An 11,787-nucleotide genomic window follows, 5' to 3' on the forward strand; every position below is an offset into this window, starting at 1 on the left:
AAGCCACAAAAATCATAGCCTTGCATATATTCTAGAAAATAGAGTTAACGGCAAATTGTGGTGAAACCTGAATCCCGGTATTATGTCCCGCAAAATAGACAGGCGATCCGATAATAATTCCCCAGCGGGCATTCCAGTTATATTCAAAAGCAGGTGCAATTTGCCAATCAGTGGAGGCTGCACCTGTTTTTCTTGAATAGTTTCCTACCCGGTCATAACCTTTAACATGATTGCCATTACCCCAATCATGAGCCAGATCCATCGCGAGGACCCATTCTTTCGTCACTGCATATTCAAGAGAAAAGCCCATCTGGCCACTCATACCTGGGTGGCCACGTCCACGAAATCCATATGACGTACCATAACTTGTAGCATTTTTCAGCTTAGGAGAATTAAGAGGGCGCCGAAACCAATTCCAGACTCTTAAACGTAATTCGTGATCCCCAGGCAGCGTATATGTGGATTGTTCCACAAATGCTAAACGAAAGACGTAAGATCCCGTCCCGATGCCATCCTGTGAGAAACCCAGATTATTATAATCCCCCGTTGGGAAAATAACCCCCGTAATAATACTTAGCGCTGGAATAAATCGTTTCGGATTCGGATCAACAAACCGGTAGATTACATCAACAGGCATATCACCTGCTTTTGGTCCATGAGAATGACCCTGTCCATGTTTCCATTTATAATTTACAATTGTATGAATCTGAATACTTAAATCACCTCTAAGACCATATTTCCATAAGGTAGAATTAGAGAAACTTCTTTGCATGGGGTGTTTTGTAGGAGCCGTACCGCCATGAGGATTAAAATACCCTATTGGTTGGTTATAAGAGAAATAAGGCTCCACATTAAGAGCACCGTCACCTGTTGCTCCAGAGGGTGAAAGCAGAGACCCTGTATACCACTGCCCAGCCTGGGCCTTTGAAGCAAATACATTCATTATTGCGGTAAATACAATAAGATAAGTAATATATTGCTTCACCTTTTTAAACATTTGTAGCGGATGCACGCCGCCTGTCATGGTCTTTTGCATGATAATCTTCACTTAATAGATAATGCTTCTTTTCAGATCCTAGAATCCTGACGAGAATATTTCCTGTATCTTTAATGGATTCGTTACGCTTCCGGCAAGAACTAACTGAAGTAGGATACGAGATTTCTGCGGATTAAGATCATAAGAGGCAATAAAGTTATATTTATCATCGCTCACTTCGACATTACGATTTACAAATCCATCTCCCACACGACTTGACCTTACAACCGCTACACCCGCCTTAACGGCCCGCTCCAGCGCCTCCAGAGCTTGCTGGGACACATTTCCGTCTCCCATCCCTGCGACAACTATCCCGACAGCTTTTGCTTTTACAGCTTCATCAATCTGACGGCCATCCATACCAGCATAGGCGTAGATAATCCGAACATCTGGCAGTTCGTGATTTTCAGGCAATGCGATATGCGCAACAGGCAAAGGCGCTTCAAAAAACCTTACGCTAGCCGCGTCTACTGCTCCTACGGGGCCACCATTCCGAGACTGAAACGTTTGTAGTGATGTCGTATCTGTTTTTGTAACACGGCGTGCAGAGTGAATCACATCATTAAAAACAAGCATCACTCCACGTCCCTGCGCTTTTTTATCACTGGCAACCTTCACTGCCTCATATAAATTCGCTGGTCCATCAGCACTAATTGCCGTACTGGGGCGCATGGCCCCTGTCAGGATAACAGGATTGCGGCTATCAATGACATTATCCAGAAAAAATGCTGTTTCTTCCATCGTATCAGTGCCGTGCGTAATCACAACAGCATCAGCTTCATGATTAGAAAAAGCTTTATTGATACGTTCCGCAAGGCGAAACCAGATTGGCACATTCATATTCTGGGATGGAATATTCGCAATCTGTTCCACTTGAAATCTAGCCAATTTGTCAAGACCGGGAACAGAAGCAATTAAATCACGCCCTGATACGGCTCCGGCATTATAACCGATTGCCGAACGATCATCAGCTTTGCCAGAAATCGTTCCACCTGTGGCGAGAATTAAAATTCGTGCCTGTGATTGCTTCATTTGCTCTCTATCCGCTTGCACTGTCATAATATGAGAGGGGCCCTTCTCCATTATCTGAGCGAAGGACAAACTTCCCTGAAAGGAAAATGCTCCTATAGCAATCAGAACTATTTGTCTAAACATGCTACCCTCCTGAAATATTCGCACAAACATTGCAAGTCGCGTCCTCTACGTCCGGACGTAATAGATGAGTCACACCCAGACGTAGCAGGCATCAGCTAAACACGTTTAAAATAATTCAGCTTTTCTTCTTTTTCTTTTCACTCTGAAACTGGGCATAATATTCATCTGCCATCTTACGCAATGAACGCCCTATTGCTGCATATTGGAACTCATTCAGATTAGCCAGAGACCCTCGGGCAGCGGGACGAACTGCTCCAAACCCGGAGGCAGGAAGCAGGACAATACCGGTCTCAGCAGCAACACGGAACAAAATCTCTCCCGTACTGGCGCGGCCTAACATCCATTTTGCAAACTCATCGCCATAAAGCGCCCGACTACAATTCTCCAAATCAATCAAAGTGTAATAATCGACTGCATTGGCATCTTCAGATGGTTTAACGCCTAATTCTCGGTACAAAGCCGCTTCACGACGACGAATAACACTCTTCAATGTAGCTTTATATTGCCCCTCAGAATCCATCAGGCCAAATAGCGAGAACATGACCATCTGAACCTGTTGCGGCGTCGAAAGACCAGCTGTATGATTCAAAGCCACTGCCCGGCTGTCTGCAACAAGCCGATCGATAAATTTCAGCGAAGATGCATCATTGGTCAGACTTGAATAACGGCGGGACAGATATTTTTTTATCCCCTCAGGCTGCGCAGCCAATCTTGCATCAATGGCATTGTCTTTGTGCATCCCGATTACACCCAGGCGCCAACCTGTTGCCCCAAAGTATTTAGAGAATGAATAGACCAATATCGTATTGCGAGGACATAGTGCATAAAGTGAATGGAAATCATCTGCAAATGTGCCGTAAACATCATCAGTCAGAATCATCAAATCAGGACGCTCTTTTACAATAGACGCCACTTTTTTCAGAGAGGCATCATCCATCTTGACTGAAGGAGGATTACTTGGGTTAACGCAAAAGAACATTTTCACGTCTGGATCGCGAAGTTTCTCAAGTTCTTTTTCTGGATATTGCCAGTTAAGGTTGATATCAGCCTGAATCTCGACAATCTCCAGACCATATTCCTCAAGTTTTGGAATCTCAATATAAGGCGAGAAAATAGGCATACCAAGAGCAATCTTGTCACCTTTGTTAATCAGACCATTTTCCTTGAGGGATTGAAAAACATAGGCCATTGCCGCTGTCCCGCCCTCAGTCGCAAAAAAGTCCGTACTATCAAGCGATACATACCCGCCAACCATTTCACGCAAAACATATTGCGCGACAATTTTTTCACTCAGGGCCAGCATCCGTGGAGGGGTAGGATAATAACATCCCAAAACACCCTCAACAATTTCCACCAGGAACTGATCTGCCGGAAGTCCCATCTGGTCCCGAACATAGCTTAAAGCAGCAGACAAAAAACGCGCTTCCTCCTGACCATTATGCGTGGCCATAAAATGGTCGAACCGCCCTTCTATCCCTTCAATTCTAACTGTACCCCCTAGCCATGGAGACAGATAAGAGAGTGACAAACGTGATTCAGACAGAGCAAACTGCCCTAACAGAAAAAATGCAGCCCGTGGAAGCGTTGCCAGAAAATTAGGATTTCCCCGCCCAGCATTCAACATCGTACGGTCTGTCCGCGATTTAGCCAGATTGATTAACTCATCTTTCAACTCAAAAGGACTTAAAGCCGCATATTTGGAATAATCAATAGTCATCATCAGACTCCTTCTTTCTTAATTTCCGCGTTCATGCAAAAGCAACAACAAGCGGACCAAGTAATGTCAGTAAAATATTGGAAATGGCATAAGTGAGGGCAAAAGGGGTCGTGGGTACGGAGTTCCCCGCCTTGTCAAGAACCTCACCAAATGCGGGGTTAGCACTTCTTGAACCAGCCAGCGCCCCCGCAAAAATGGCGCTATTGTCATATTTAAGGATATAGCGCCCAAAGAGCAGGGTCAGGAAAAGCGGAACGAGCGTCACAATCATCCCGAGGCAAAAGAGCGATAACCCATGATGGGCAATGCTTGTAATTGCCTGCTGACCTGTCTGTAATCCCGTCACAGCGACAAAACCCGCTAGACCTAAATCCTTTAACAGGTTCGACGCCCCCATAGGCATATTGCCTATCATTGGATGGCGATTTTGATACCATCCAAAAAGCAATCCTGAGAAAAGGGCTCCGCCACCACTCCCTAAAGTCAGGGACACTGCACCAATGTGGACAACAACCATTCCGATAAGCAGTCCGACCGCAAGCCCCAAGGCGTGGAAAATCATATCGGTTTTTGAACCGGGGTTCAAAATCTTGCCGATTTGCTGGGCGACACGCTGTACATCCGAAGAAAGCCCAAAAAGGGTGACAACATCCCCTAACTGGCAACGTGTTTCAGCCGTAAAGGCGACAGGTTTGCCCTCTCTTATCACCTTGATGAGATAAACCCCGTGCACAAAATGGGGTGAAAGCATCTGAGCACATTCCGTAATTGTCTTCCCGGAAAGCGCCTGAGATGTCACAACAACATTCGTGCGCTGAAAAACAACATCTAATTCAGCCCCATGGGTTACTTCCCGCCCAATTTTCTCCCCGACGGGAACGAGACTATCACGGTGACCAAAAAGAAGCACCGTATCCCCCGGAAGAAGCACAACATCAGGGCTAATGCCAATTGCTTTTCGGCGTCTTATCAGTTTTTCGATCGTGACACCCTGCGCCATGCCCTCAATTTGAGCGACTGTAAGGTTCGCCTGCGTGATCTGATAAGCCCTGCCCACCAGATCTGGCATCGCGGAAATCTCATCCTGCCCTCCAAGAGAAACACCACCCATTTGGGCAGCTTCCACTTTCAGGGCGTCATCACGAATGCTACGTTTCATGATCCAGGGCAGAACATTACAGCACATGATAATCGTACCAATCGTGCCGAAAATATAGGTAATCGCATAGCCGACCACGACGTTACCCTGAAGCTGGTGCAACTGCGTCAAAGGCAGCTTCAACGTCTCAAGAGCAGAATCAGCTGTTCCAATAATCGCGGTCTGTGTCAGCCCCCCCGCAGCAAGACCAGCTGCCATCCCTTTATCAAGATGGAAAGCCCTGGCGATTACGACAACTGTCATCAGCCCCGTTGCTGCAAGAGTTAGTGCCATCATGATCTCTTTGAGAGATTGCATCCCAAGAGACCTGAAAAACTGTGGCCCACTCTGATACCCAACCGCATAAACAAACAAAGCGAACAGAACAGTTTTAATGCCTGAATCAATCGTAATACCGATCTGGCTAATCAACAAAGCTGCCAGCAAAGATCCTGCAACGCCTCCCAACTGGAAGGTACCGAATTTTATCCGACCAATGGCATAGCCAATCACCAGAGAGAGAAAAAGCGCTATTTCGGGTGATTTCTGAAAAATGCCAGTTATAAAGGAAAGGAAATGATGAATCACGAGTCCCTCTTTCTTTTAGTTTTTGAAAAACTATGAAAATCCTTTCAATTCCCACAAAAAAGGTTTCAACTACCTCATAGATAGCACCTTTTACTGATATAAGGTAAAATTTTTATCATCAACTTTGTCTCGATAATAATTTTTTAAAAATATTTAATTTTTAATAAAAAATTAAAAAAATTACTAATATGTAATAGTTTTTACTTATTTTATATTAAATATTTACAAATTACCCATTTTTTATAATATCTTTTAAATTTCAAAAAATTGACATATAGTCACACAAAAATTAGCACATCCTTAAAATACATTAATATGCTCTTTATAAATTAACCCGATATTTTTTTATTTTCTCAGAAACTGACCTATTAGTGAGAGTAAAATGGTAAAAATTATTCAGAAAAACTCAAGCAACAGAACTTCGTCCATAACGCATCCGCCCTGCCATCAAGACAAAAAGGGCCTTCTCTTCGTCATCCATGGCTCTCCAAGCACGAATGAGAGCCAGCTCTGTCAAATCTTGAACGAACTCGCCAGAACCCTTGAGCGGCGCAACAGATTGCGCAGCAAAATAATCAAGGGAAACGTTATAAAACTGCGCTAAAGCACACATAATCTCCCAGGAGGGCACTCTCTGGCCGGCCTCAAAACGAGACAGAAGACTGCGATCAATCCTGATCGGAAGACTCGCAGCAAGCTCACTCTGCTTGAGGCCACGTTTTTCTCTTAGGTTTCTTAATTTTTTACCTAGATTGTTCATTTTCATTCTATTACCAGATAAGCACGAAATGTCATACATAATTTAACAGGAACATATTGCATATTCACGCAGATTACTTTTTATCTATGAAAGATTTCTTGTGCACTAACAACAATATTTTCATAATAACATTGTATAAACTATAATAAAAAACCATAATGGTATATTTAATATATTAAACGCATAAAATCTATATCACATATCATTTACAAAATTTTGTTGACAAATTGTCACAAAATGGCGTAATATCTGTCATTGGGTACCTTAAGGGCCATAAATGTCCTTATGCCTATTCATGTAGAGAAGATTAATTACCCCTCCTAGAATAATATTTTTCTTATTTAAAAAGGGTTATTCAATGATTTTCCAGTCAACAGATTATGCTCTTTCTTTAATTAAACAGTTAGATGATTGTTGCCTATATCCATATCAAACTCTTTTGGGTGGATGGTATATAGGATATCATAATGATACATGCCACGACGGTTATCCCGTTACCGGAAACACTAAGCCTATTTCCCAAAAAGAAGCAGATAGTCTGCTCCTCCAGAAACTAGAAACCCTGAAGCAGAAGATTGATCAGCTTCTCAAAAATCCCCTAGAATCATATCAAGAGGGTGCAGTTATTGCTTTCGTATATGATATAGGATTAAAAAAATTCAAAAACTCTCTTCTTCTTCATTATTTAAATAATTATAGTTACGACTTAGCTGCACAAGAATTTATAAGCCATTTATATAATAAAAAACACTTACATAAGACGCCCATATACAGACGCTGCTTGCAGCGTGCTATGTTTATGAACAAAAATGTCTTATACACATAGAGACATTACCGCTATAATAACAGAATATGTATATTTATAATCGTTTCAGGGCTGATTTTAAACTCATGACTGCGAATAAAAACATCACGCTCAGGCCAAGTTTACTCTGCCCGTAAAGACGTTTACGAAAAACCATGGGTATTTCGGATATTTTTATGGATGTCGGTATGTTTAAGGTAAGATCGAAGAGAATCTTGAACCCTTTACCGGATAAAAAAGGGGCTGTTTCTTCAAAAAGATCGCGCCTTATCATAAAGAAACCACTCATGGGATCCGTTAGCGGAACTTTAGAAAATGCAGAAGCCAGCTTAATACCGGTTCTGGAGAGGAACTCTCTCCACGGGCTGGAAAGCCCTTGTGCGCCGCCACCCTCAATATAGCGACTGGCTACGACAAGATCTGCATTCCCCGCGCGCAATAATGTCAGCATCGGCCTTAAACAGACCTCATCATGCTGTAAATCACCATCCATAACAGCAAGATAGGGCGCAGAAACACTCAAAGCCCCTTCAATCACCGCAGAAGAAAGTCCTTTGCGTTTTAGACGTAAAATCCCCCTCACTCGAGGGTCAACTTCACTCAAAGAGCGAATTGTCTTTATTGTACCGTCCTGGGACTGGTCATCAACAAAGACGATCTCCCAGTTTATATCGGTCAGTGCCTTTTTAATGGCTTCGACAAAAGGGACAATATTTTCAACTTCATTCAGGCATGGAACGACAATACTAAGTTCTGCACGATCCATATAGTAATAACCCCAGAATGATACGATTTTCCATTCTAAAAAGAGCACCAACCGCTTGTCAATTGCCAGAAAATTCCTGATGCAGCTTATGGCCCCTCACTAGAAACATAAACAATATCTTCTGTAAAATTATGATAAAAAAACCTGAAACTATTCAGTCAGAAATAAGTTTTTATAGCTTTTTTCTTAACCTTTTCCCTATAAAGGCATATTAAAACATATATACATCTTATAAGGATGCACTGGAATCCTGCCTATTTTTGATTGTTCCAGTAATTTTCGCCCTAAACTCAGGACATCATATAAATGTTTTATCTTGTTATGTTTGCCAAATTGATTGCTGGTTTTGCCTTCATCATAGCCTATTTGAATATATCCGGTAGAACTCAACTATCTCAGATGAATTCCATTGATTTAATAGGAAACTTTATTTTAGGCGGAATGATTGGTGGTGTCATTTATGCTGACAACATCACATTTATGGAATATTTATATTCTCTTGCAATAGGCGTCTTTATTTTATTTGTTCTTAATTACTTATATCGCAAATTCTATAGTATCCGTGCCATAACAATAGGTCGCCCAATTCCGATTATCTGTAACAGACGTTTCCTGATGGATAGTATTGAGGACAAGAATAACAAAATTGATATGCTGAATGTTGCCTCCCAGCTCTACGTCAGAGGAATTATGTCCTTCAAAGAAGTTTATTATGCCCAGATAGAACCAAATGGACAGGTCACTGCCGTAACCGACAAACGAAACCGCCCCGCAGCGATCGTCTGTTATGATGGGAAAATTCGTGAAAACGACCTAGGACTCTATAATAAAACACCTGAAGATCTCTTCCACGATATGAAAGAACAAGGCATCGAGAAAATTGAGGATATATTCCTCGCTGAACTCCAACATGGCCGCTTCAGCTATATCTGCCGAAATGGGCAGCAAATTCCAGAACAGTCACTTCGCCAATAAAGCCTCATCAGGGCCGTGCCAACGGGAGCATTAAAATATGAAGAAAAATTTTCTCCGACTGCCATTCAGGTAAGGTGATTTACAGTGTTTTTTCTCCAGCTGTTCTTCAATCATGAATAAGGAAAGCAGACCAACTCCGTGACCCTTTTCAAGATAAAGGGATAAATAATTCAACATTATTGCTAAAAAATCTTGCCTTATTCAAATTTATAACGAGATACTGTCCGTCGCTTTTATATAAACGCATCACTGACGATGTTGAATTACGCGACACTGTATAAACAACGCTCATATGCTGTTCCAGCATGCGAGGAGTAATCTCCCCATGTTGCTACGTGACTCATTGCAGACCTGCCTGACCTTTAGCGAAGAATCAACCAGGGCAGAAATTCTCACTGCCAGATCATATTGCCCACTAACAATATCTATTTCTTTATCTTCACACTCGATTTCCAATGTAACCAACGGATATATATCCATAAATTCGGCGAGAAGTGATACCATGTGACGTGTACTAAAGCTTGTCAGCAGAGATATTCTGATCGGACCACGCAAAGGTCCATCCTGCTCTTTCATCACTCCCTCAAGCAACTGGGCATCATCATAAAGTTGGCGCGCATATTCCTGATCCTGCTGCCCAGATTGCGTTAACGCAATCTGGTGTGATGTACGCTACAATAACGTCACACCAATTTCCTGCTCTAGTCTGGCAATTGCACGGGAAGTCGTCGGGCTAGATAAACCAAGTCTCTGCGCAGTCCCGGCAAAAGCCCCCTCTTCTGCAACAACTGCAAAGATGACCCATGCTTCAAAATCAGGGAGTTTGTCACTGTTAAATCCCTGCACGCTCACATTTCTGTTTTGATCGTAGTCTATTTACTCATTTGATGCGACTTTTGGGAGGAATGGATCACTTCATCTTATCAGGGACATCATTATGATCGAAATTCGCCCTTATACGTCTTTAGGCCATGCTGAAAGAGATTGGTTAAAGGCTGCACACCATTTTTCATTTGCTAATTACTATAATCCCGCACGTATGGGATGGGGGCTTTTACGTGTCTGGAATGATGACCAGATCGCTTCGCAAAAAGGGTTTCCGCCCCATTCCCATAATGACATGGAAATTATCACCTACGTAAGAAAAGGAGCCATTACCCACCGCGATAATATGGGCCATGAGGGACGCACTGTCGCAGGAGATGTGCAGGTTATGTCTGCCGGAAGTGGCATAACCCATAGCGAATATAATCTTGAAGCCACAGAAACCCTGATTTTTCAGATATGGATTTTACCTGATCGTACAGGCCATAAACCTTCATGGGATACACGCCCATTTCCCAAAGAAAACCGGGCTGGGCAATTTGTAACGCTTGCTTCCGGCTTCAAGGACGATTGCGATGCCCTCAAAATCCATAGTCAAGGCAGAGTCCTGGGAGCTACCCTGAAAAAAGGGGAGACCCTCACCCATAATATGCATGAAGGAACATATGCCTACCTTGTGCCCGCTACCGGAGATGTAACGGTCAATGGTAAAATACTCAAGGAGCGTGATGGAGCCGCCATTAAAGACGAAACCGACCTTATGATTACAGCGTCAGAAACCGCTGAACTCATTCTGGTTGAAACACGCCCAGAGCCGCGCTCAGAATAACCAGCCAAAAAGATCTTCCCAGAATCCATCCTTAAGGCTTTCCTTACAGCTAAGATATTGCTTCTGATAAGTGGCTGCCCTGCGCCCTACCTTATGGGCTGTCTGGACCAGCCATTCTTTCGACGCATAGGAACGCTTCTGGTAACCACCCCATCCTTCATGATAGGCTAGATACTGGTTCGTAGCATTGGTAACAGCGACACCATCTTTCTTTTTAGTCGTCATAATGTACCAATTCATAAAGTCCAGCGCGTCAGAGAAATCGGTCCGGTCTCCCGAGCGACCAGTATTTCTTTCATAATCATGCCAGACTTCATCCTTAGCCTGCGCATAACCAAAAGCCGATGTCTGGTATCCCCAGGGGATAATCCATAAAATATATCGGCGTTTCGTATGGACGTCACTGCGGAAGCTCGATTCCTGGTACATCATGGCAATGGGCACTGCTGCCGGAACATTCCATTTTTTCTGCTGCCGCATAGCGGTATGATACCAGCCCCGTTTCTCACGATAAATATCACACAGATTACCTGGATGCGCCGGTGGCGAGCTTGCACACGCCACGAGCGACCCCAATAATACGCACAAAATTACAAGCCGTCCTGCCAATAACCTGAACACAGATCCGGCCGGAATATCGCCATACATTTTACGACAACACCGCAATCAGAACGGAATTTCATCATCCAGATCGTCAGAACCAGAAGACATATCCCAGCCTGAGGATGATTGTTGAGGCTTGGAAGGAGCACTTCCTCCTGAAGGGCGGCTCCCGAAAGATGAAGAGGCACCTTCATTATAGCTTCCTGCTCCCATATCATCTCCGCCCGAGCGTCCATTATCAAGCAACACCAGCTCACCCCGGAAACGGTCAATCGTCACTTCGGTTGTATAACGCTCCATTCCCTGCTGATCGGTCCATTTACGGGTACGTAGTTCCCCCTCGACATACACCTTGCGCCCCTTGCGCAGGAAACGCTCTGCAACATCCCCCAATCGCTCGTTGAAAATGACAACACGGTGCCATTCAGTCCGTTCACGGCGCTCACCACTGGCCTTGTCGTTCCAGCTATCGCTGGTTGCTAAAGTCAGATTAACAATCTTGCCACCAGATTGCGTGCTCCTTACTTCAGGATCTCGTCCGAGATTGCCTACCAGAATGACCTTGTTGACACTTCCAGCCATTATTCCCA

Annotated in this window: 13 protein-coding genes; 3 read left to right on the forward strand and 10 right to left on the reverse strand. The window is 43.6% G+C overall.

Annotated elements, in window-relative coordinates; genetic code table 11:
* Positions 1-31 precede the first annotated feature (31 nt).
* From AC3B6P_RS01730 to AC3B6P_RS01750, 5 genes are all read right to left on the reverse strand, one after another.
* A complete protein-coding gene (locus tag AC3B6P_RS01730) occupies positions 32-1,036 on the reverse strand; it encodes a hypothetical protein (protein WP_489804432.1) in 1,005 nt (334 codons plus the stop codon).
* A 39-nt stretch (positions 1,037-1,075) separates the two neighbouring features.
* A complete protein-coding gene (locus AC3B6P_RS01735; protein WP_489804433.1) occupies positions 1,076-2,191 on the reverse strand; it encodes an asparaginase in 1,116 nt (371 codons plus the stop codon).
* A 115-nt stretch (positions 2,192-2,306) separates the two neighbouring features.
* Positions 2,307-3,908, reverse strand: a complete 1,602-nt coding sequence (locus AC3B6P_RS01740; RefSeq protein ID WP_489805520.1) for a bifunctional aspartate transaminase/aspartate 4-decarboxylase — start codon at positions 3,906-3,908, stop codon at positions 2,307-2,309.
* Between the two features lie 31 nt (positions 3,909-3,939).
* A complete protein-coding gene (gene aspT, locus AC3B6P_RS01745; RefSeq protein ID WP_489804434.1) occupies positions 3,940-5,634 on the reverse strand; it encodes an aspartate-alanine antiporter in 1,695 nt (564 codons plus the stop codon).
* 406 nt (positions 5,635-6,040) lie between these two features.
* Complete coding sequence (locus AC3B6P_RS01750) at positions 6,041-6,394, reverse strand: helix-turn-helix domain-containing protein (protein WP_489804435.1); 354 nt, start codon at positions 6,392-6,394, stop codon at positions 6,041-6,043.
* A 358-nt stretch (positions 6,395-6,752) separates the two neighbouring features.
* Here AC3B6P_RS01750 and AC3B6P_RS01755 point away from each other — a divergent pair, with 358 nt between their 5' ends.
* Complete coding sequence (locus tag AC3B6P_RS01755; RefSeq protein ID WP_489804436.1) at positions 6,753-7,220, forward strand: glycoside hydrolase family protein; 468 nt, start codon at positions 6,753-6,755, stop codon at positions 7,218-7,220.
* Between the two features lie 34 nt (positions 7,221-7,254).
* Here AC3B6P_RS01755 and AC3B6P_RS01760 read toward each other — a convergent pair whose 3' ends face one another.
* The gene (locus tag AC3B6P_RS01760; protein WP_489804437.1) at positions 7,255-7,965 is read right to left on the reverse strand and encodes a polyprenol monophosphomannose synthase; all 711 of its coding nucleotides are present in this window, start codon (positions 7,963-7,965) and stop codon (positions 7,255-7,257) included.
* A 306-nt stretch (positions 7,966-8,271) separates the two neighbouring features.
* Here AC3B6P_RS01760 and AC3B6P_RS01765 point away from each other — a divergent pair, with 306 nt between their 5' ends.
* The gene (locus AC3B6P_RS01765; RefSeq protein ID WP_489804438.1) at positions 8,272-8,940 is read left to right on the forward strand and encodes a DUF421 domain-containing protein; all 669 of its coding nucleotides are present in this window, start codon (positions 8,272-8,274) and stop codon (positions 8,938-8,940) included.
* A 288-nt stretch (positions 8,941-9,228) separates the two neighbouring features.
* On the opposite strand, the gene AC3B6P_RS01770 is transcribed toward AC3B6P_RS01765, so the two are convergent.
* On the reverse strand, positions 9,229-9,516 hold the full coding sequence (locus AC3B6P_RS01770; protein WP_489804439.1) for a LysR substrate-binding domain-containing protein: 288 nt from the start codon (positions 9,514-9,516) through the stop codon (positions 9,229-9,231).
* Between the two features lie 96 nt (positions 9,517-9,612).
* Positions 9,613-9,786, reverse strand: coding sequence for a helix-turn-helix domain-containing protein (locus AC3B6P_RS01775; RefSeq protein ID WP_489804440.1), 174 nt, complete (start codon positions 9,784-9,786; stop codon positions 9,613-9,615).
* A 91-nt stretch (positions 9,787-9,877) separates the two neighbouring features.
* Here AC3B6P_RS01775 and AC3B6P_RS01780 point away from each other — a divergent pair, with 91 nt between their 5' ends.
* Positions 9,878-10,594: a pirin family protein gene (locus tag AC3B6P_RS01780; protein ID WP_489804441.1), complete on the forward strand. Its 717-nt coding sequence runs from the start codon at positions 9,878-9,880 to the stop codon at positions 10,592-10,594.
* Here AC3B6P_RS01780 and AC3B6P_RS01785 read toward each other — a convergent pair.
* Together AC3B6P_RS01785 and ssb are read right to left on the reverse strand one after the other, a co-directional pair.
* Positions 10,586-11,242, reverse strand: coding sequence for a transglycosylase SLT domain-containing protein (locus AC3B6P_RS01785; protein ID WP_489804442.1), 657 nt, complete (start codon positions 11,240-11,242; stop codon positions 10,586-10,588). The two genes, AC3B6P_RS01780 and AC3B6P_RS01785, sit on opposite strands and share 9 nt — an antisense overlap.
* A gap of 18 nt (positions 11,243-11,260) precedes the next feature.
* Positions 11,261-11,779 carry a single-stranded DNA-binding protein gene (ssb, locus tag AC3B6P_RS01790; protein ID WP_489804443.1) on the reverse strand — a complete coding sequence of 173 codons (519 nt, stop codon included), beginning with the start codon at positions 11,777-11,779 and terminating at the stop codon, positions 11,261-11,263.
* Between the last annotated feature and the right edge of the window lie 8 nt (positions 11,780-11,787).

It is taken from the genome of Aristophania sp. ESL1142, from assembly GCF_058107345.1.

Bases quoted from the DNA above. Each gene is read 5' to 3' on its own strand.
- AC3B6P_RS01730 (WP_489804432.1), bottom strand. From the start codon at position 1,036: ATGCAAAAGACCATGACAGGCGGCGTGCATCCGCTACAAATGTTTAAA.
- ssb (WP_489804443.1), bottom strand. From the start codon at position 11,779: ATGGCTGGAAGTGTCAACAAGGTCATTCTGGTAGGCAATCTCGGACGA.
- AC3B6P_RS01740 (WP_489805520.1), bottom strand. From the start codon at position 3,908: ATGACTATTGATTATTCCAAATATGCGGCTTTAAGTCCTTTTGAGTTG.
- AC3B6P_RS01785 (WP_489804442.1), bottom strand. From the start codon at position 11,242: ATGTATGGCGATATTCCGGCCGGATCTGTGTTCAGGTTATTGGCAGGA.
- AC3B6P_RS01780 (WP_489804441.1), top strand. From the start codon at position 9,878: ATGATCGAAATTCGCCCTTATACGTCTTTAGGCCATGCTGAAAGAGAT.
- AC3B6P_RS01765 (WP_489804438.1), top strand. From the start codon at position 8,272: ATGTTTTATCTTGTTATGTTTGCCAAATTGATTGCTGGTTTTGCCTTC.
- AC3B6P_RS01770 (WP_489804439.1), bottom strand. From the start codon at position 9,516: ATGAAAGAGCAGGATGGACCTTTGCGTGGTCCGATCAGAATATCTCTG.
- AC3B6P_RS01760 (WP_489804437.1), bottom strand. From the start codon at position 7,965: ATGGATCGTGCAGAACTTAGTATTGTCGTTCCATGCCTGAATGAAGTT.
- AC3B6P_RS01735 (WP_489804433.1), bottom strand. From the start codon at position 2,191: ATGTTTAGACAAATAGTTCTGATTGCTATAGGAGCATTTTCCTTTCAG.
- AC3B6P_RS01755 (WP_489804436.1), top strand. From the start codon at position 6,753: ATGATTTTCCAGTCAACAGATTATGCTCTTTCTTTAATTAAACAGTTA.
- AC3B6P_RS01750 (WP_489804435.1), bottom strand. From the start codon at position 6,394: ATGAACAATCTAGGTAAAAAATTAAGAAACCTAAGAGAAAAACGTGGC.